Raw genomic sequence first — 18,469 nt, 5'->3', positions numbered from 1 at the left:
CGGCACAGCAAGTTGCTACAGCATAGATCCAAATAGTCATATCGTATGATGATTGAATTACAGGCGAAGTTTCCGACTGTAATTCAGGAATATTCAGTCGTGGTACATGACCGAACGTCCACCATCAATGGTGATGCATGAAGCGTTGATGAAAGGTGCTTCATCACTGGCCAGGAACACGGCCGTCATTGCCACTTCGATCGGTTGCCCGATGCGGCGTGGCGGGTGCAGATCCAGCGCGCGCTGGCGTTCGGCATGAGGATCGGCAAAGCCGTTCCAATAGTCGACGTTCAGTTGGGTTTCGATGTAGCCCGGTGCGATGGCGTTGACGCGTATGCCCTTGGGGGCGTATTCGATGCCCAGGGCGCGGGTCAGGCCGAGCAAGCCATGCTTGGCCACCGGGTAAGGAAAACAGCCGGGAATGATGTGGGACGAGTGGGTCGACGCAATGTTGATAATGCTGCCGACGCCCTGCTCGATCATCTGTGGCAACACAGCCTTGCAGCCGTACCACGCACCGTCCAGGTCGATGGCGAAGCAGCGGCGCCAGTCTTCCTCAGTCATTTCCAACGGGTCGCGGAACACATTGACGCCGGCGCAGTTCACCAGCACGTCGATGCGGCCGTGTAATTCAACGGCACGGCGGGCCATGGCCTGCAGGTCCTGCGGGTTCGACACATCGGCCTGCAAGGCTTGCACATCTGCGCCGCGCTCACGCCAGTAGGCGGCAACCTGTTCGACCTTGCCAGCCTGGATGTCGCTGATCACCAGTCGCGCCTGTTGTGAAGCGAAGGCAGCGACGATTGCTTCGCCGATACCTTGGGCGGCACCGGTCAGCAGCACCACTTTGTTCCTCAGCCGCTCACCCTTCGGCGGCTCAGGCACCGGCGGCAAGGAAAGGACCTCAGCCACGGCTCACGACTCCGCTATCCGCTGCCACGACAAAAACCGGGCATCCAGGGATGACCGGCCGAAGGCAATGGGAGGACTGTAGGTCTCGCACGCCACCGGGGCGTACGGGGATGGATCGTTGCATCGCTTCACCTGTTTTGTTTTTTTAGTGTGAATGCATGTTGCTGATGGGCCGACTATAAACCCGGCCACCCAATAATCTCAATATATATATTTACATCCCATATTTTGGGATTCAACCCGCAAAGCGCGTGCAGCTCACACCTGGCACATCGACCCGCATGGACAGCAGCGCGCCATCCAGCGGATGAGCCAACGGACTGGCCGCACTGGTGATGTACAGGGTCTTGAGATCTTCTCCTCCAAACACGCAACTGGTGGGACGGCTGACCGGCAGTTCGACCACCCGGTCAACCTGGCCATCAGGGCTGATTCGCAGCAGGCAACTGCCGTCCCAGCGGGCGTTCCAGACATAACCGCGGGCGTCCATCGCCGACCCGTCCGGCCCGCCACGCGAATGAGGGCCGAACCAGACTTCAGCGGGCGCCAGGTTGCCATCGGGGTAGATGAAATGCCGGTACAACGTGCCGTCGAGGCTTTCACCGAAATACACCGTGGTGCCGTCAGGACTCCACAACAGCGTGTTGGGAATGCCTCGCCCACGCAGCAACGGCATGACCCGGCCATCGGTGCCCACGCGAAACAAGCCCCCGGAGCGGTGTTCCAAGGGCAGATCCTCACCGTTTTCACCGATGTTGTTCTGCATGGTGCCGAGCCACAGCTGGCCCAAGTCATCACAGCGGGCTTCATTGGCGCGGTTGCCGGGCTGGGGGTCGGCCATGCACAGCAGCGTCAGGCGCGGCTCCAGGCCTGGCGATTCCAGGTCAAGGCGGTAGACGCCACTGCTCAATGTCACCAGCGCATCCCCCCTCTGTGTCGGGATGAAGGCGGACACGTGCTCGGGCATCTGCCAGATCTGTACATTGGCGCCGATCAACCGCAGCGCCTGTTTGCCGGCAATGTCGACCCAATACAGCGCCTGGGTCGGCGCGTCCCAGAATGGCCCCTCGCCCAGTTTCGCCCGGTGCTCCGTTAACGCCTTCCACATCATTGAAACCTCCCGTTTCCGGCTTGTCCGGCAGTGTCCGTACGGCCTGCCATCACCTCTGGGTAGAAGCGCTTGATGGCCAGGTCAGCGTTGTCGATCAGAGTCATGCAGGCCCAGACGCCCCGTGCCGCATCACGAGACGCAATGGCTTCGGCGATGTCCTTGTGGATCGGCAAAGTACGGCGCAGTTCATCCGGATCGGCGGCCGATACCTCGAACGATACCGCCAGCAACGCCCCCAGGGCCGGGATCATTTGTTCTATGAATTGATTGTGGCTGGCGGCAAGGATGCACTCGTGGAAAAACTGGTCGGCCCGGTTGTAATCGGCGCCGCTGTCCACGGCCCGCTCCAGCGCATGGTAGGCCAGGCGGATCGCCTGCACCTGCTCGACCGTTGCACGCTCGCAGGCCCAGCGCACAGCCATTGGCTCGATGGTGCGGCGCAGATCCAACAGGTCATCGACAAAGTTCTCTGGCAGACCGCTGCGTGACAGCCAGCCGACCACCTGTGGATCGAATAGATTCCAGCGCCGCACCGGCAGCACTCGCGTACCTACCTTCGGCCCGACCTCGAGCATGCCTTTGGCCACCAGGGTCTTGATCGCCTCGCGAATCACCGTGCGACTGACGCCCAGTTGCTCGCCCAGGTCCGCCTCGACCTTGATGGTCTGTCCAGGCTTGACCTGGCCGGCGGCGATCCAACCGCCGAGCCAATCGACGGTCGATGCGTGAAAACTGCTGGACATGAAAACCCCGTGGGCCACTCTTATTGGTGGCTCACGCTAATCATCATATGATTGACTGTCAATTGAATTTGTTCTGGGCACATATGTGGGAGCTCCCACAGGCTCGCTCCCGCAGGGGTTACGGTTCCAGGCCGATAGGGAAGAACACCCCACCACTCCACACCCCCAACCAGCGCTGCCCGTCCATCTCACGAGTCACTGCCAGCTCCACCAACTGATAGAACACATTCCGGTGGATCAACGCTTCGAGATTGCTGCGCACATGCACGTATGGCGCCGGCTCCTGGGTATGCGGATCGATCACCACCCGCATCGGATGGTCGGGACCGGCCTCGGTGGTTTCATCGACATGGGTGGTAAAGCGCAACAACTGCCCTTCTCCATGGCCTTCGACCTCCAGGGTCACGGCCACGAATGGCGCATCGTCGACCTGAATGCCGACTTTTTCCACAGGGGTAATCAGGAAGTAGTCATCGCCGTCGCGGCGGATGATGGTGGAGAACAGCTTGACCATCGGCTTGCGCCCGATGGGCGTGCCCAAGTAGTACCAGGTGCCATCGCGCGCGATGCGCATGTCGATGTTGCCGCAGAAGTCGGGATTCCATAAGTGGACCGGCGGCAGGCCTTTGGTCTTGGGGATCTGCCCCAGCAGGTCATTGGCTTTTTGCGGTCCGCTCATGGTGACTCCTTGTGTTTACTCGTCGCTCATCCCCAACAGGCTGCGGGCATATTCACGCAACGGCGTGGCGATGAGATCTTGGGGCTGCTTGTCGTGCAACGTCAGTAAACCGCCACGACTCTTGATACGTGCAGTATCAATCAAATACTGGGTGCTGGTCTCGATCAACATGATCTGAATCACGCTGGTATCGACACCCAGGCGATCCACGGCTTCTTCGTCCAGCCATTCGTCAGAATTGCCGATGCGGTTGTCGGCCTTGGCGAACCGGGTGTACAGCAAGTAATGAGCACCCGCGGCACGGGCCTCGCCCATTGCCTGGTCAAGACCTTCGGGAACACGGGCGCGACGAACCATCGGGAAGTATTCGATGAACCCGTTGAAGGCTTCTTCGGCCACGACATTGGGACGCGGATAGGCGCCACCCGGCGGCGCGAAGGCGCCTTGGGCGATGAAGATGAACGAATCAGGCTGGATACGCAGGTTATTCACACGGCGACTGTCGCTGTGATCCAGCAGACCGGCGTCACTCAGGTGATAACGAACGCCCTCCCCCATGTCGCTGACATTCATACAGCCACCCAGCGCCAAAACGGCCAGCAGCAAAACCAGGCTACGCATCCTACCCTCCAGAAGCCGGTGTCGGAAAACCGGCGAATGGCCGTTGAATGCAGCTTTTGCGCCAGCTCAATGAAAATGGATTGACTGGAACAATGTAATCGCGGGCAAGCCTTGCTCCCACAGGGTAAACACCGTACCTGTGGGAGCAAGGCTTGCCCGCGATTGCGCGGGATCAGCCGCCGATGATCTTCATGATGGTCGCGCCCCCGGAGAACGCCACCTCTTGCTTGTCCCCCAAGGCCTTGACCAGCAACCGCTGAAGGGCCGGCAGCGCCTGATGACGGGGCTTGTCCAGAAGATCACCGACAAAGTGGCGGTTGCTGGAAGACAGGCAACCATGCAACCAGCCTGTGGAAGACAACCGCAACCGCGAGCAAGTGCGGCAGAAAGGCACGCTTTCGTTGGCGATCACACCGAAATAGCCCATGCCTGGGATCTCGTAGCGCACCGCCGTCGCATCCACCGGCGCGTCGGCTTGCAGGTATTCGTACTGGTCGCCGATCAGGCCCAACAGTTGTTGCAGGCTGACAAACTGCTGCAAAAACCCATTGGAATCGCTGGCCAGGTGCCCCATGCGCATCAGCTCGATGAAGCGCAGCTCATAGCCACGCTCCAGGCAATAATCAAGCAATGGCATCACCTGATCCAGGTTTTGCCCGCGCAACGGCACCATGTTGACCTTGATCTTCATGCCCGCTGCGTGGGCCTGGTCCATGCCGTCGAGCACCGTCGCCAAGTCGCCGCCACGGGCGATGCTACGAAACGCAGCGGGGTCCAGGGTGTCGAGGGAAACGTTGATGCGGCGAATGCCCGCCTCCACAAGCAAAGGCAACTTCTTCGCCAACAGCTGGCCGTTGGTGGTCAGGCTGATGTCCTCCAGCCCCATCTGTCCCACCGCCGTCATGAAGCGTTCGAGCTTGGGGCTGACCAACGGCTCGCCCCCGGTGATGCGCAATCGTTCGATGCCGGCGGCTTCGATCAGGTAAGCCACGCCACGCGCCATCGCCTCGGCCGACAACTCGTCCTGCGCGGCCACCAGACGCTTGCCGTCGGGCACGCAATAGGTGCAGGCATAGTTGCAGGCGGAAGTCAGGCTGATCCGCAAATTGCGAAAACGCCTGCCCTGACGGTCAACGATCATGGATGACTCCGGCGAAAGAAAAATCGGACTTGCGAAACTTGACCTAGAATTCAGGTTTTCGCAAGACCCAAGCCTGAGTATATTACTGGGGCACTGCGCCATGTAAGCGGACATGGCGCAATCAGGTATCTGAATGCCTTAACTGCTCGGTACGTCGGTATCACGCTTGCGCTTGTTGCCCATGCGCACACCGATGTCCATCAGGAACTGGAAGAAACCCTCCTGATCCTCCAGCACGTTGCTCCAGAACGGCGAGTGGTACAACGCCACCGCACCATGCACCAACGCCCAGGCAGCGCAGTAATGGAAGTAAGGCGGCACGTCTTCGAGCTTGCCTTCGCTGATCCGGCCCTTGATCAGCAACGTCAGGCGCTCGAAGTTCGAAGCCCGGATCTTGTGGAGTTCCTCGACCATCTCAGGCACCTGGTTGCCCTTGACCACCTTCTCTTCCAGGCGGTCGAACAAACGGTAGCGCTGGGGATCGCGCATGCGGAATTCGAAGTAGGCCCGGGACAGCGCCTCCTTATCCTTGTCCACATCCGCCGAATGCAGCAATTCGTTCAAATCGCGCTCGTAATCGAGCATCAGGCGCAGGTAAATCTCCGCCTTGGATTTGAAGTGTTTATAAATCGTGCCTTTGCCGATACCCACGGCATCCGCAATCATCTCGACGGTGACGCTGTCTTCGCCCTGGTCGAGAAACAACTTGAGTGCGGTGTCGAGAATTTCCTGCTCGCGGCGGCGAAACTCACGGACCTTACGAGGTTCTTTGTGCATAAGAAAAAGGTCTGAAGGTCAAAATTCGAAGCCGGGTATTATGCCTAACTTACGCAAAAATGCACGGATCATCCGTTCCCGGCCATAGTTCTTAACAAAATCGTACAACATTGGCTCGCCGCTGCTTACGCCATCGCGTCGCCCCGACAACCGGTGGCGACAGTGAGAACTTATCCGAAGCGAGCGTATTCCAAATTTGTTTAAAAACCGCCCCGACCAAACTGGACGCGTCGGCATCCTGATCAATACTTGAACTGTCGGTGCGTCATCTCCCCCAAGTGACGCGCCGGTAAAGGTACCAAAGGACCGTGTGCCTTTGTTTTACTCCTAATGGTCTTAACCCGGATTCACCCCCCAGAACCCGGGTTTTTTTTGCTCGAAATTCAAGCCTTTACCGAACCGACATGAGCCAGCGGAAACAGCCGCTTGAAATTCTCTGTCGTCTGGTCAGCGAACCGCTCGTAGGACTCCCCGCGCAGCATTGCCAGGAACTCCGCCACTTCCCGTACGTATTGCGGAAGATTCGGTTTGCCGCGATACGGGATCGGGGCCAGATACGGCGAGTCGGTTTCCACCAGCAGGCGATCGGCCGGCACCCTGCTGGCTACGTCGCGCAAGGCATCGGCATTACGGAACGTGACGATCCCGGACAGGGAGATGTAATAACCCATGTCCAGCGCCGCCTTGGCCATGTCCCAGTCTTCGGTAAAACAGTGCAGCACGCCGGCCTGGGGCAGCGCAGCGTCGCGCAGCAAGGCCAGGGTGTCGGCCCGGGCACCCCGGGTGTGGATGATTACCGGCTTGCCGGTCTGCTTCGCGGCGTCCAGGTGCAGGCGGAATGAGGCCTGCTGCACCTCGGCGGCTTCCGGCTCGTAGTGATAGTCCAGGCCGGTTTCACCGATGGCGACGACTCGCGGATGGTCGAGCTCACGCAACAACCAGTCCAGGGCCGGCGCAGCATCGGGCTGGACATCCAGCGGATGGACGCCGACCGAACAATCGACGTCCTCATAACGGTCGGCCAGGACCTTGACGTCGGCGGCATTGTCGGCGCTGACACCGATACACAGGAAGTGTCCGACGCCCCGCTGACGGGCAGCGTCCAGCGCTGCATCCAGGGAACCGCCATGGGCGGCCAGGTCGAGACGATCGAGGTGACAATGAGAATCTACAAGCATAAAGGGTCGGGCTACATCGTATGGGTGGGACGGTCGGACTTCAGGGTTCCGGCCAGGTGGGTTTCAATCTGATTGCGGGCCGAGCTGTCGCCGTCATTGAACTGCACGCCGACGCCGGCTGCTCGATTGCCCTGGGCACCTTTGGGGGTCATCCAGATCACCTTGCCGGCAACCGGGATCTTCTCCGGTTCATCCATCAGGCTCAACAACATGAACACCTCATCACCCAGCCGATAATGCTTGTTGGTGGGGATGAACAGGCCGCCGTTCCTGATGAAGGGCATATAGGCGGCGTAAAGCACCGATTTATCCTTGATGGCCAGGGACAGGATGCCGTTGCGCGGTCCGGGACTGACAGGTTCGTTCATGCTGATCTCCGCTGCGATTGAGCTGAGTCTAGCCTCAGTACGAAAAGCCTTGATACTTGTTCATGCTGCGTTGAAAACAGCCTCGGAATGCTCATGTACTCCAGTACACTGCGCTTCCTCGGCTGTTTTCGCCTTGCCTGACCTTCGTCTCAAGACTTTTCGTACTGAGTCTAGGAGCCTTGGCGACGTCTGTCAGTTACGACCCGGCAAACTCGCCCACTGCACCAACAGCGCCTCAAGCAACAGCACCCGGTTGAGGTTCGCCTTGCTCAGCACCTTCTGACGTTGGGCAAGCAACCAGTCCTGAATGTTCAAGATTTTGTCCTGGCTGCTTTTTTGCGCCAGGTACTGAATCACTTTGCGCATATCCGCCAGCCCGAGGCCCGCCTCATCTTCGGTGAGCTGATAGCGCAGGATCAGGCTCGACCAGTCGCAGAACCAGTCGAACAGCAACAGCAGCGGGACCGCGTTCCACCCCTCGGCCAATTGCGTCGGCGATTGCTGCTGCTTGAGCAGCTTCTTCACACCGTCCACCACCAATGCCCGCTGTTCACGCACACCCTGGGCCTGAAGACTGACGGCCGCCAGGGGCGAACCGGCGGCGAGGGTCAGCAATTCGACACGCTCGTCATCGGTGCTGTCGGGCAGGGCCTGGGCCAGCCACTGCAAACTCATCGCCTCGCTCGGCAATGGGCAGGCTTGTTGCACGCAACGGCTCTTGATGGTTGGCAGCAAGCGGCTCGGCTGGTGACTGACCAGCAAGAGGATGGTGTCACCGGAAGGCTCTTCGAGGCTCTTGAGCAAGGCATTGGCGGCGTTGATGTTCATCGACTCGACGGGCTCGATCAGCACCACCTTGCGTCCACCCAGCTGCGAAGTCTGGACCACGAAACTGACCAGGTCACGGACCTGGTCGACCTTGATCGCCTTGTCCGCCTCCTCCGGCTCCAGCACATAGTTATCGGGATGGCTGCCAGCCTTGAGCAGCAGGCAGGACTTGCACTCGCCGCACGCGTTCGAGGCGCCCGGGCGCTGGCACAGCAGGTGGGCCATCAGGCGTTCGGCCAGCGCTCGCTTGCCGATCCCGACCGGACCATGCAGCAGGTACGCATGGGCATGCTGGGCACGACCGGCCAGTTGTTGCCAGAGACCGTCCTGCCAGGGATAGGCTTCAGCCACGGACACGCTCCAGCAGACCTGGCACCAGGCTGTCCAGCGATTGCTGGACCTGGGTCAGCGGCTGGGCGGCATCGATCAACAGGTAACGCGCCGGATCGGCCTTGGCACGGCTCAGGAAGGCGTTGCGCACGGCATTGAAGAATGCCTCGCCCTCAAGCTCGAAACGATCCAGCCGACCACGGGCGCTGGCACGGGCCAGGCCGATTTCCACCGGCAGGTCGAACACCAGCGTCAGGTCCGGTCGCAGGTCGCCCTGGACGAAGGTTTCCAGTGCCGCGATGCGCTCCAGGGACAAGCCCCGGCCACCACCTTGATAGGCATAGGTCGAATCGGTAAAGCGATCGCAGAGCACCACTGCGCCACGGGCCAGGGCCGGACGAATCACCTCGGACAGGTGTTGTGCCCGGGCGGCGAACACCAGCAACAGCTCGGTGTCGGGGTTCATCACTTCTTCGGCCGGCGCCAGCAGCACCTCACGGATCCGCTCCGCCAGCGGCGTACCGCCCGGCTCGCGGGTCAGCACCACCTCGATCCCCGCAGTACGAAGGCGTTCGGCCAGGAATTCGCGGTTGGTGCTCTTGCCGGCGCCCTCCGGGCCCTCCAGCGTTATAAACAAGCCAGTCACGGGCAGTCCTTAGTCAGAGTCATTGCGGGCTCGGGCGCTCGTCAGCATTCGGTTCAGGAGCAGGCTTCTCGGGTTGCACCTGGGGCAGGGCATCGGGGGCCGTATCAGGCGAGGCAGCGGGAATCGGCGCCGAGTCGTCCAGCGTAGCCGGAGCCGGACTGGAGCGATAGTCGGCGCGACGTTTGAGTTGGTATTCACGCACCGCGTTGTTGTGCTCATCCAGATTGTTGGAGAACACGTGGCTGCCATCCCCGCGCGCGACGAAGTAAAGGCTGTTGCCCGACGCTGGATTCAACGCGGCATGAATCGCCTCGCGCCCCACCATTGAAATCGGCGTTGGCGGTAGCCCGGGCACCATGTAGGTGTTGTAGGGATTCTCTTCCTTCAAATGGGCACGGGTGAGTTTGCCGGTGTAGCGCTCGCCAAGGCCATAGATCACCGTGGGGTCGGTCTGCAGCAGCATGCCCATGCGCAGGCGACGCACGAACACACCGGCGATCTGACTGCGCTCCTGAGGTACGCCGGTTTCCTTTTCCACAAGGGACGCCATGATCAGCGCCTGGTAAGGCTGTGTGTAAGGCACATCGGCGGCGCGTTCGGCCCATTCCCTGGCCAGCACGTCTTCAAGCCGGTCATACGCCTTGTTCAGCAGATCAACGTCCGACGTCCCGCGCACGAAGCGATAGGTATCCGGGAAAAACCGTCCTTCAGGGAACACTCCGGAATGTCCCAGCCGATCCATCACCTCGCTGTCACTCAAGCCGGTGAGGGTCTGCTGGAGTTTTTCATCCTTGGCCAGGGCAGCACGGACCTGACGGAAATTCCAGCCTTCCACCAGCGTCAGGCTGTACTGCACCACCTCGCCGCGTTTCCATACGCCGATCAGGTTCTCCATGGTCATGCCCGGCACCATCCGGTATTCACCGGAGTGCAGTGGCTGGCCGGCGAGATTGAAACGCCAATACACCCTCAGCCAGAACGCGTCCCTGATCAGGCCGTCGGCCTCGAGACGATAGAAGGTTTTGGTCGGGGTGGTCCCGTTAGGGATCTCCAGCAGTTCTTCCTGGGTGATGTTCAGCGGCTGTTGCAACGCCGAATGAATTTTCCAGGCCGAAGCGCCCCACAGCAGCCCTGCCAGAACCAGGCCGGTTTCCAGCAACAGCAAGAATTTACGTCTCACGAATCAAACATCCAATAACGCGCGGGCAAGGGTCTGCAGTTTACGGGTGAGCGGCCCGGCCGACCAGCGCGTCGAACCGCATGCGCGCACCGGCCATACGCCATACACGCTGTTGCAGACAAAGACCTCATCGGCCTGGTGCAGTTGCTCGAGGCGGATATCGGCCACTTGCGTGGCGATGCCCTGTGACTCGGCTTGAAACAATAATTCGGCACGCATCACGCCTGCCACGCCGCACCGGCTCAGATCAGCAGTCACCAACACCCCATCGCGTACGATAAACAGATTGCTGAAGACCCCTTCGATCACGCGCCCGGACATATCCAGCATCAGACCCTCGGCGTGCTCCGAGTCGGTCCATTCGGCGCGAGCCATGACCTGTTCAAGACGATTGAGGTGTTTGAGGCCGGCAAGCAGTGGCTGCTCGGACAAGCGGGTCGCACAAGGAAACAGGGAAACGCCCCGCTCGGCATGAGCAGCAGGATAAGCCGCCGGCGGATTCCCTTGCAGGATGCGCCGAGCCTGGACCGAGGGGACAGCGGCATAACCGCGCTGGCTGTCGCCACGGGTCACGATCAGCTTCAGCACCCCTTCACCCAGGCGTTGCGCATAGGCGTTCAGTTCAGTGCTCAATGCCCCTTTGTCGACATTGAGCGCCAACCGCCGGCAGCCCTGCTCGAGCCGCTGCAGATGACGCTCCAGCAGCGTCGGCACACCGTCGCGCACGGCGATGGTTTCAAACAACCCATCGCCATAAGCCAGGCCGCGATCCTTCAGCGATAAAACGTCAGCCGGCTGACCGTCGACCCAGCTGTCCATCAGCCGGCGAACCGGCGGAACACCAGCGAGCCGTTGGTGCCGCCGAAGCCGAAGGAGTTGGACAGCACTACATCGATGTCCATGCCCCGGGCGGTGTGCGGAACGAAGTCCAGGTCGCAACCTTCGTCCGGCTCGTCGAGGTTGATGGTTGGCGGCGCAACCTGGCTGTTGATCGCCAGCACGCTGAAGATCGCTTCCACCGCGCCGGCGGCGCCCAGCAGGTGACCGGTCATCGATTTGGTCGAGCTGACCGCCAGTTTGTAGGCATGCTCGCCGAAGACGGTCTTGATCGCCTGGGCTTCGGCCAGGTCGCCCGCCGGTGTCGACGTGCCATGGGCGTTGATGTACTGCACCTGTTCGCTATTGATCTTCGCGTCACGCAGGGCATTGGCGATGCATCGGGCAGCACCGGCGCCATCGGCCGGCGGCGACGTCATGTGGTACGCGTCACCGCTGGTACCAAAGCCGATCAACTCGGCATAGATGGTCGCGCCACGCGCCTTGGCGTGCTCCAGCTCCTCGAGCACCAGCGCACCGGCACCGTCGGACAGCACAAAGCCATCGCGGCCCTTGTCCCAAGGTCTGCTGGCACGGGTCGGCTCGTCGTTGCGGGTCGACAGTGCCCGAGAGGCACCGAAGCCGCCCATGCCTAGGCCACAAGCCGCCATCTCGGCGCCGCCAGCGATCATCACGTCAGCTTCGTCGTACATGATGTTGCGCGCGGCCATGCCGATGCAGTGGGTACCCGTGGTGCATGCCGTGGCAATGGCGTAGTTGGGTCCCTGTGCACCCAGATGGATGGACAGGAAACCGGAAATCATATTGATGATCGAGCCCGGCACGAAGAACGGAGAAATCCGCCGCGGCCCCGAATCATGCAGCGTGCGGCTGGTTTCTTCGATATTGGTCAAGCCGCCAATACCCGAACCCATGGCCACGCCGATGCGTTCACGGTTGGCATCGGTGACTTCCAGGCCGGCATTACGCACTGCCTGAAAACCGGCAGCCAGGCCGTATTGAATGAACAGGTCGAGCTTTCGGGCTTCCTTGACCGACAGGTATTCCTCGACATTGAAGCCCTTTACCGAGCCGCCAAAACGGGTGGAATAGGCAGAAAGGTCGGTGTGTTCGATCAGACCAATGCCACTACGGCCAGCCAGAATGCCCTGCCAACTGCTCGGCACATCCGTGCCCAGTGGCGACAACATACCCATACCGGTGACTACGACGCGTCTACGCGACACAGCACTCTCCTTTTTCTAATGACGACTTTTCATCAGGCCTAAAGAAAAAACCGCACGCCGTGATGGCAGTGCGGTTTTTCCATGACAGCGAGCGACGACTAAAAACGATCAGCCTTGCTGGCTGTTTACGTAGTCGATAGCCAGCTGAACAGTGGTGATTTTTTCAGCTTCTTCGTCAGGGATTTCGGTCTCGAATTCCTCTTCCAGAGCCATCACCAGCTCAACGGTGTCAAGGGAGTCGGCACCCAGGTCTTCAACGAAAGATGCTTCATTCTTGACTTCATCTTCCTTAACGCCCAGTTGCTCGGCAACGATTTTCTTGACGCGCTCTTCGATGGTGCTCATACCTTGTTTTCACTCCTAATGGACAATTCAGGCAACTGGCCGGTGGGTAAGTGTATAGAAAGGCTTTTCGATTTTTCAACCGAAAGCTTTTCCTTCGAACCCTGACGGCCCGCCGCCTATAAATAAGTTGCAGCTTTATAACGGATTTTAGACAGCTCGTATGACATTTTTTTGAAGCAATCCGTCACATTTAACTCATGTACATCCCGCCGTTCACCGGGATTGTAGCTCCGGTCACGTATGCCGCAGCGTCGGACGCAAGAAAAGCGACCACGGACGCGATCTCTTCGGCCTGCCCCAGGCGCCCCAGCGGAATTTGTGTCAACAAGGCTTCACGCTGAGCTTCCGGCAGTTCGCGGGTCATGTCGGTGTCGATGAAACCCGGCGCGACCGAGTTTACCGTAATCGAGCGCGAACCCACTTCACGCGCCAGCGCCCGACTGAAACCTTCCAGACCGGCCTTGGCCGCAGCATAGTTTACTTGGCCGGCGTTGCCCATGGCACCTACAACCGAACCGATACTGATGATCCGCCCCCAACGAGCCTTGGTCATGCCGCGCAGAACGCCCTTGGACAGCCGGTACAGACTGTTCAGGTTGGTATCGATCACGTCGAACCATTCGTCATCTTTCATGCGCATCATGAGGTTATCACGAGTGATACCGGCATTATTGACCAGGATAGCCGGGACACCGAACTGCTCCTGGATACTGGCCAATACCGCCGCAACGGATTCGTCGCTGGTGACGTTCAGCTCAAGACCAGTGCCTTGAATACCGTTTTCCTTCAGGGTCGCGGCGATACGCTCGGCGCCCGAAGCGGAAGTCGCGGTGCCGACAACGATGGCGCCTTGGCGACCCAGTTCCAGGGCAATGGCCTGGCCGATGCCGCGGCTTGCACCGGTCACCAGTGCAACTTTACCTTGCAGACTCATGCAAGCTTCTCCTGTTCAGGCCTGCGCTGCACGGGCGGCAGCGAAAGCGTCTGGGGTGTTGAGATTGGAAGTCGACACGCCTTCGGCGCAGCGTTTGTTCAGGCCGGCCAGCACCTTGCCAGGGCCACACTCGACCAGTTCGATCGCACCCTTGGCCGCCAGGGTCTGCACCGATTCGACCCAGCGAACCGGCTTGTAGAGCTGCTCCAGCAGATCACGCTTGAGGGTCTCAAGGTCTGGCGCCACATCAGCGCTGACGTTCTGCACCACGGGAATCTGCGGGGACTGCCAATCAATGGCGGCAATGGATTCGGCGAAGCGCTCGGCAGCAGGACGCATCAATTCACAGTGCGACGGCACGCTGACCGGCAACGGCATGGCGCGCTTGGCACCACGGGCCTTGCAGCCTTCGATGGCGCGTTCGACCGCAGCCTTGGCACCGGCGATCACGACCTGCCCCGGGGAGTTGAAGTTAACCGCACTGACCACATCGCCTTGCGCCGCCTCGGCACAGGCTGCCAGCACATCGGCATCGTCCAGGCCGAGGATCGCGGCCATGCCGCCCTGCCCAGCCGGAACGGCCTCCTGCATCAACTGGCCACGACGCTCCACCAGTTTCACCGCGTCGCCCAGGCTCAGGCTGCCCGCAGCGACAAGGGCGCTGTACTCTCCCAGGCTATGACCGGCAACAAAGGCCGGACGCGCACCACCTTCAGCCAGCCAAAGACGCCAAAGGGCTACCGAGGCGGTCAGGATGGCCGGCTGGGTTTTATCGGTTTGATTGAGTTGCTCTTCGGGCCCTTGCTGGGTCAGTGCCCACAAGTCATAGCCGAGTGCATCGGACGCTTCTTTGAATGTTTCGAGGATCAGCGGGTATTGCGCGCCCAGCTCGGCCAACATGCCGAGGGACTGCGAGCCCTGTCCTGGAAAGACGAATGCGAGGGAAGCAGACATGAAAACAAAGCCCCTAATGATCTTGTCGCCAAAAATTGACGCCCCGTGGGGCGCTAGGAAACTGACAGTTGGATGGCGGGTTGAACCGACCGGTCACATTTAAGCATTGTCGGACGAAAACGCCTAAGTTAACAAATCTTCGAGACGTCCATGAAGGCGTTCGGGCAGGTTTTCCTGGATTTCTATCACGGCCCGGTTGATAGCGCTTTGAAAACCCTGCACGCCCGCCGAACCATGACTCTTGATCACAATACCCTGCAGCCCGAGAAAACTGGCCCCGTTATGCCGCGCCGGCGCCAGGTCCGCCTGCAGGCGACGCATCAAGGGCAGCGCCAGGGCACCCACCACCCGTGAGACCAGACTCTGCCGGAACAGGGTCTCGATCCGCTCGCCAATCATGGTTGCCAGGCCTTCACTGGATTTGAGCAGGATATTGCCGACGAAGCCGTCACATACCACCACGTCCGCCTCGCCCCGGTACAAACCGTCGCCCTCGACGAAACCGATGTAGTTGATTCCCCGCGCGTTCTGCAACAACGTGGCGGCCAGCTTGACCTGCTGGTTGCCCTTGATGTCTTCGGTTCCAATGTTCAGCAACGCCACGCGAGGACGCACAATACCGAGGGTTTCAGCCGCCACCGAGCCCATCACTGCAAATTGCAGCAGGTGCTCGGCGCTGCAATCGACATTGGCACCCAGGTCCAGCAACTGGCAAAACCCTCTCCGGGTCGGAATGGCCGCGACCATCGCCGGTCGGTCGATGCCCGGCAGAGTCTTGAGCACATAGCGCGACAGCGCCATCAGCGCCCCGGTATTGCCGGCACTGACACAGGCCTGCACCTTGCCGTCGCGCAGCAGCTCAAGGGCCACCCGCATCGACGCGTCAGGCTTGCCGCGCAAGGCCTGGGCCGGCTTTTCGTCCATGGTGATGACTTCGCAGGCAGGGGTAATCGTCAGGCGCGCGCGATCCGCTGCCGTCCGGCCGCTGAGCATTTCTTCAAGAAGGGAGGGTTGACCGACGAGGGTCAGGTGCAGCGAGGGTGTTGCATTCAAGCAAGCAAGGCTGGCCTGAACAATGCTGCGGGGACCGAAGTCCCCGCCCATTGCGTCAATTGCGATGACTTGAGCGGACAAGGATTACTCGTCAGCGCCCTTGTCGATCACTTTACGACCACGGTATACGCCTTCTGGCGATACGTGGTGACGCAGGTGAACTTCACCAGTGGTTTTTTCTACAGACAGGGTGCTAGCCTCGAGAGCGTCGTGCGAACGGCGCATGTCACGGGCAGAGCGGGATTTTTTGTTCTGCTGAACAGCCATAATTGATTAACTCCTAAACGTTTGGGTCACGCTTTAACTGCGCCAATACACTGAACGGGTTGGACCGCGTTACCTCGTCCTCGCTCGGTTCGGGTTCATCTGCTCCCGCCGGCTGCTGGCATTCTTCCGGATGATGAGCAGGCACAATGGGCAAGGCGAGCAGAAGCTCCTCCTCGATCAGTGACTGCAGATCCAATGGATCTTCGCCCAGTTCCAGCACGTCATAACCTTTCGGCAACGACTGGGTATTCGCACCCTCCTTCACCACGGCGTAACTGCATTCGCTGTGGATCGGCAGGGTGACCAGCTCAAGACAACGCTGGCAAACCATTTTGACTTCAGTGTCGATAAAGCTGTGGATAACCACAGATTTACGTTCATCTCGTTCAAAAACGAATTTGGCCTGGACCGTACCGACATCATCGGAAAGCGGGTCGCAGAGTCTCTTCAAATCGGCCAGCAGCAGTTCACCTTGAAGGGTGGTGCCACGGTCAGCCAATTTGCGCGGGTCAACGTGAGGTGGAATCGGGTCATTCAACATAGGCGCAGCATTATAGGGATGCCCCCGCCCATGTCAAAGGAAATTCAGCCCTGTCCGTCACTTGCGCGCCTCGCTAGAATTCGCCCCTGACTTTTGGAGATGCCCATGCTGCCTTTATTACTTGCCTCCAGCTCGGTCTACCGCCGGGAATTGCTCGCTCGCCTGGGGCTGCCATTCGTCTGCCGCTCGCCGGACATCGACGAAAGTCATCGCCCCGGCGAGCCTCCCCGGGCACTGGTAGAGCGCCTGGCCCGGGAAAAGGCCCTGGCACTGGCTGAAAGCCACCCGGCACACCTGATCATCGGTTCGGACCAGGTCGCTGTGCTCGGCGAGCGCATCCTGGGCAAACCCCACACCTTCGACAATGCCCGCGAACAACTGCTGGCCGCCAGCGGGACCAGGGTCACATTCCTGACCGGCCTGGCATTGCTCAACAGCCAGACCGGCGCCTGCCAGGTCGATTGCGTGCCCTTTACCGTCAACATGCGCACGCTCGACCCGGAACGGGTCGAGCGCTACCTGCGGATCGAACAGCCTTATGATTGCGCCGGCAGCTTCAAAGCCGAGGGCCTGGGGGTGAGTTTGTTCCAGAGCACCGAAGGCCCCGACGCCACCAGCCTGGTCGGCCTGCCCCTGATCCGCCTTGTGGATATGTTGCTGGCGGAGGGCCTGCAAATCCCCTGACAGGACCACCCTGTAGGAGCTGCCGAGCGAAGCGAGGCTGCGATCCCCCCCCCCCTGACACTTGAGTCTCAAGCGAAAGATCAAAAGATCGCAGGCTGCGCCAGCTCCAACAAGGGCAATCAGCGCAATGCCGGCCCCTGGAACCCCATCCACATCGCCAGGCGCTCGGCAATGCTCGCCCCCAGCTTCTTCGAGAAACGATCGAGCGGCGACTCTTCGACGGTGAAGTCCACCAACTCCTTCTCACCGATCACATCCCGCGCCACCGAACTGGCACTGCCCAACCCGTCAATCAGCCCCAGGGACAACGCCTGCTCTCCGGACCAGACCAGACCGGAGAACAGCTCCGGGTGATCCTTGTCCTTGAGCCGGTCACCCCGCCCTTTCTTGACGCTGGCGATGAACTGCTTGTGGGTCGTATCGAGCACCCCCTGCCAGAAAGCGGTTTCTTCCGGCTTCTGCGGCTGAAAAGGATCGAGGAAGGATTTATGCTCACCAGCGGTGTACACCCGACGCTCGATACCGAGCTTGTCCAGGGTCTCGACAAAACCATAACCGGCAGCGGTTACACCAATGGACCCCACCAGACTGGCCTTGTCGGCATAGACCTGATCCGCCGCACTGGCAATGTAGTAGGCACCGGAAGCACCCAGGTCGGCGATCACCGCATAGACCTTGATATCCGGATGCGCCGCACGCAGGCGAACGATCTCGTCATAGACGTAGCCCGCCTGCACCGGACTGCCGCCCGGACTGTTGATGCGCAGCACCACTCCCTTGACTTTCGAATCCTCGAACGCAGCCTGCAGACTGCCAATTATGTTGTCCGCGCTCGCCGCCTCCTTGTCCGCGATCATGCCTTCGATATCGATCACCGCGGTGTAGGCCGAACCGCTGCCGGGATTCTTCTTCAGATCGATCGCCTGGATAATGACCCCCAGCCCGACGAAAAGATAAATAAAGACCAGGCACTTGAAGAAGATACCCCAGCGGCGCGCACGTCGCTGCTCCTGTACCCCGGCCATCAGGGTCTTTTCCAGCAACTTCCAGCTCTTGTCGTCACCGTTGTCAGCGCTTGCCTTGGCCGGTGCCTTCCATTCATCGGTCATACTTG

The 18,469-nt window shown here is 60.2% G+C and carries 22 protein-coding genes; 1 reads left to right on the top strand and 21 read right to left on the bottom strand.

Translation table 11 applies throughout. The annotated features are described in order from the left end of the window. Positions 1-93: 93 nt before the first annotated feature. The 20 genes from AD665_RS02565 to AD665_RS02475 all read right to left on the bottom strand — a co-directional run bounded on the left by AD665_RS02565 (position 94) and on the right by AD665_RS02475 (position 16,671). Complete coding sequence (locus tag AD665_RS02565; protein WP_053190763.1) at positions 94-912, bottom strand: SDR family oxidoreductase; 819 nt, start codon at positions 910-912, stop codon at positions 94-96. Between the two features lie 235 nt (positions 913-1,147). Then, positions 1,148-2,023, bottom strand: coding sequence for an SMP-30/gluconolactonase/LRE family protein (locus AD665_RS02560; protein ID WP_053190760.1), 876 nt, complete (start codon positions 2,021-2,023; stop codon positions 1,148-1,150). Beyond that, positions 2,020-2,766: a FadR/GntR family transcriptional regulator gene (locus tag AD665_RS02555; RefSeq protein ID WP_024776894.1), complete on the bottom strand. Its 747-nt coding sequence runs from the start codon at positions 2,764-2,766 to the stop codon at positions 2,020-2,022. The genes AD665_RS02560 and AD665_RS02555 overlap by 4 nt, the downstream gene beginning before the upstream one ends. A gap of 118 nt (positions 2,767-2,884) precedes the next feature. Then, a complete protein-coding gene (locus AD665_RS02550) occupies positions 2,885-3,445 on the bottom strand; it encodes a DUF1285 domain-containing protein (RefSeq protein ID WP_024776895.1) in 561 nt (186 codons plus the stop codon). Between the two features lie 15 nt (positions 3,446-3,460). Then, positions 3,461-4,066, bottom strand: a complete 606-nt coding sequence (locus AD665_RS02545) for a DUF4823 domain-containing protein (protein WP_024776896.1) — start codon at positions 4,064-4,066, stop codon at positions 3,461-3,463. Positions 4,067-4,238: 172 nt separating this feature from the next. Continuing rightward, on the bottom strand, positions 4,239-5,207 hold the full coding sequence (locus tag AD665_RS02540; RefSeq protein ID WP_024776897.1) for a GTP 3',8-cyclase MoaA: 969 nt from the start codon (positions 5,205-5,207) through the stop codon (positions 4,239-4,241). Positions 5,208-5,345: 138 nt separating this feature from the next. Continuing rightward, positions 5,346-5,984 carry a TetR/AcrR family transcriptional regulator gene (locus AD665_RS02535; protein ID WP_003204240.1) on the bottom strand — a complete coding sequence of 213 codons (639 nt, stop codon included), beginning with the start codon at positions 5,982-5,984 and terminating at the stop codon, positions 5,346-5,348. 383 nt (positions 5,985-6,367) lie between these two features. Then, positions 6,368-7,162, bottom strand: a complete 795-nt coding sequence (locus tag AD665_RS02530; RefSeq protein ID WP_024776898.1) for a TatD family hydrolase — start codon at positions 7,160-7,162, stop codon at positions 6,368-6,370. A gap of 11 nt (positions 7,163-7,173) precedes the next feature. After that, on the bottom strand, positions 7,174-7,530 hold the full coding sequence (locus tag AD665_RS02525) for a PilZ domain-containing protein (protein ID WP_024776899.1): 357 nt from the start codon (positions 7,528-7,530) through the stop codon (positions 7,174-7,176). Between the two features lie 192 nt (positions 7,531-7,722). Next, positions 7,723-8,709: a DNA polymerase III subunit delta' gene (locus tag AD665_RS02520; RefSeq protein ID WP_024776900.1), complete on the bottom strand. Its 987-nt coding sequence runs from the start codon at positions 8,707-8,709 to the stop codon at positions 7,723-7,725. Beyond that, entirely contained in the window at positions 8,702-9,334 is a 633-nt protein-coding gene (tmk, locus tag AD665_RS02515; RefSeq protein WP_024776901.1) for a dTMP kinase, read from the bottom strand. The genes AD665_RS02520 and tmk overlap by 8 nt, the downstream gene beginning before the upstream one ends. 19 nt (positions 9,335-9,353) lie before the next feature. Then, positions 9,354-10,514, bottom strand: coding sequence for an endolytic transglycosylase MltG (gene mltG / locus AD665_RS02510; RefSeq protein WP_024776902.1), 1,161 nt, complete (start codon positions 10,512-10,514; stop codon positions 9,354-9,356). A gap of 3 nt (positions 10,515-10,517) precedes the next feature. Beyond that, complete coding sequence (pabC, locus tag AD665_RS02505) at positions 10,518-11,333, bottom strand: aminodeoxychorismate lyase (RefSeq protein WP_024776903.1); 816 nt, start codon at positions 11,331-11,333, stop codon at positions 10,518-10,520. After that, the gene (fabF, locus tag AD665_RS02500; protein ID WP_024776904.1) at positions 11,333-12,577 is read right to left on the bottom strand and encodes a beta-ketoacyl-ACP synthase II; all 1,245 of its coding nucleotides are present in this window, start codon (positions 12,575-12,577) and stop codon (positions 11,333-11,335) included. Before fabF ends, pabC begins: the two co-directional genes overlap by 1 nt. Before the next feature lie 108 nt (positions 12,578-12,685). Then, entirely contained in the window at positions 12,686-12,922 is a 237-nt protein-coding gene (gene acpP, locus AD665_RS02495) for an acyl carrier protein (protein ID WP_024776905.1), read from the bottom strand. A 190-nt stretch (positions 12,923-13,112) separates the two neighbouring features. Then, positions 13,113-13,856, bottom strand: a complete 744-nt coding sequence (fabG, locus tag AD665_RS02490) for a 3-oxoacyl-ACP reductase FabG (protein WP_024776906.1) — start codon at positions 13,854-13,856, stop codon at positions 13,113-13,115. A gap of 15 nt (positions 13,857-13,871) precedes the next feature. Then, the gene (gene fabD, locus AD665_RS02485; protein WP_024776907.1) at positions 13,872-14,810 is read right to left on the bottom strand and encodes an ACP S-malonyltransferase; all 939 of its coding nucleotides are present in this window, start codon (positions 14,808-14,810) and stop codon (positions 13,872-13,874) included. A 123-nt stretch (positions 14,811-14,933) separates the two neighbouring features. After that, a complete protein-coding gene (gene plsX, locus AD665_RS02480) occupies positions 14,934-15,944 on the bottom strand; it encodes a phosphate acyltransferase PlsX (RefSeq protein WP_080686185.1) in 1,011 nt (336 codons plus the stop codon). Between the two features lie 3 nt (positions 15,945-15,947). Then, positions 15,948-16,130: a 50S ribosomal protein L32 gene (rpmF, locus tag AD665_RS26620; RefSeq protein ID WP_003179396.1), complete on the bottom strand. Its 183-nt coding sequence runs from the start codon at positions 16,128-16,130 to the stop codon at positions 15,948-15,950. A 13-nt stretch (positions 16,131-16,143) separates the two neighbouring features. After that, on the bottom strand, positions 16,144-16,671 hold the full coding sequence (locus AD665_RS02475; RefSeq protein ID WP_003204262.1) for a YceD family protein: 528 nt from the start codon (positions 16,669-16,671) through the stop codon (positions 16,144-16,146). 105 nt (positions 16,672-16,776) lie between these two features. Here AD665_RS02475 and AD665_RS02470 point away from each other — a divergent pair, with 105 nt between their 5' ends. Beyond that, positions 16,777-17,355 carry a Maf family protein gene (locus AD665_RS02470; protein ID WP_053190758.1) on the top strand — a complete coding sequence of 193 codons (579 nt, stop codon included), beginning with the start codon at positions 16,777-16,779 and terminating at the stop codon, positions 17,353-17,355. A gap of 119 nt (positions 17,356-17,474) precedes the next feature. On the opposite strand, the gene AD665_RS02465 is transcribed toward AD665_RS02470, so the two are convergent. Further along, positions 17,475-18,464, bottom strand: coding sequence for a S49 family peptidase (locus AD665_RS02465; RefSeq protein ID WP_053190756.1), 990 nt, complete (start codon positions 18,462-18,464; stop codon positions 17,475-17,477). Between the last annotated feature and the right edge of the window lie 5 nt (positions 18,465-18,469).

The sequence above is a fragment of the Pseudomonas corrugata genome (assembly GCF_001269905.1).
Lineage (GTDB): Bacteria > Pseudomonadota > Gammaproteobacteria > Pseudomonadales > Pseudomonadaceae > Aquipseudomonas > Aquipseudomonas corrugata.
This window is presented reverse-complemented; position numbering and strand designations above follow the sequence as displayed.

Excerpts from the sequence above, each read along its gene's own strand:
- AD665_RS02550 (WP_024776895.1), bottom strand. The coding sequence starts at position 3,445 with ATGAGCGGACCGCAAAAAGCCAATGACCTGCTGGGGCAGATCCCCAAG.
- AD665_RS02555 (WP_024776894.1), bottom strand. The coding sequence starts at position 2,766 with ATGTCCAGCAGTTTTCACGCATCGACCGTCGATTGGCTCGGCGGTTGG.
- AD665_RS02545 (WP_024776896.1), bottom strand. The coding sequence starts at position 4,066 with ATGCGTAGCCTGGTTTTGCTGCTGGCCGTTTTGGCGCTGGGTGGCTGT.
- acpP (WP_024776905.1), bottom strand. The coding sequence starts at position 12,922 with ATGAGCACCATCGAAGAGCGCGTCAAGAAAATCGTTGCCGAGCAACTG.
- AD665_RS02535 (WP_003204240.1), bottom strand. The coding sequence starts at position 5,984 with ATGCACAAAGAACCTCGTAAGGTCCGTGAGTTTCGCCGCCGCGAGCAG.
- fabG (WP_024776906.1), bottom strand. The coding sequence starts at position 13,856 with ATGAGTCTGCAAGGTAAAGTTGCACTGGTGACCGGTGCAAGCCGCGGC.
- AD665_RS02470 (WP_053190758.1), top strand. The coding sequence starts at position 16,777 with ATGCTGCCTTTATTACTTGCCTCCAGCTCGGTCTACCGCCGGGAATTG.
- fabD (WP_024776907.1), bottom strand. The coding sequence starts at position 14,810 with ATGTCTGCTTCCCTCGCATTCGTCTTTCCAGGACAGGGCTCGCAGTCC.
- AD665_RS02465 (WP_053190756.1), bottom strand. The coding sequence starts at position 18,464 with ATGACCGATGAATGGAAGGCACCGGCCAAGGCAAGCGCTGACAACGGT.
- AD665_RS02530 (WP_024776898.1), bottom strand. The coding sequence starts at position 7,162 with ATGCTTGTAGATTCTCATTGTCACCTCGATCGTCTCGACCTGGCCGCC.
- AD665_RS02475 (WP_003204262.1), bottom strand. The coding sequence starts at position 16,671 with ATGTTGAATGACCCGATTCCACCTCACGTTGACCCGCGCAAATTGGCT.
- AD665_RS02560 (WP_053190760.1), bottom strand. The coding sequence starts at position 2,023 with ATGATGTGGAAGGCGTTAACGGAGCACCGGGCGAAACTGGGCGAGGGG.
- AD665_RS02540 (WP_024776897.1), bottom strand. The coding sequence starts at position 5,207 with ATGATCGTTGACCGTCAGGGCAGGCGTTTTCGCAATTTGCGGATCAGC.
- pabC (WP_024776903.1), bottom strand. The coding sequence starts at position 11,333 with ATGGACAGCTGGGTCGACGGTCAGCCGGCTGACGTTTTATCGCTGAAG.
- AD665_RS02525 (WP_024776899.1), bottom strand. The coding sequence starts at position 7,530 with ATGAACGAACCTGTCAGTCCCGGACCGCGCAACGGCATCCTGTCCCTG.
- rpmF (WP_003179396.1), bottom strand. The coding sequence starts at position 16,130 with ATGGCTGTTCAGCAGAACAAAAAATCCCGCTCTGCCCGTGACATGCGC.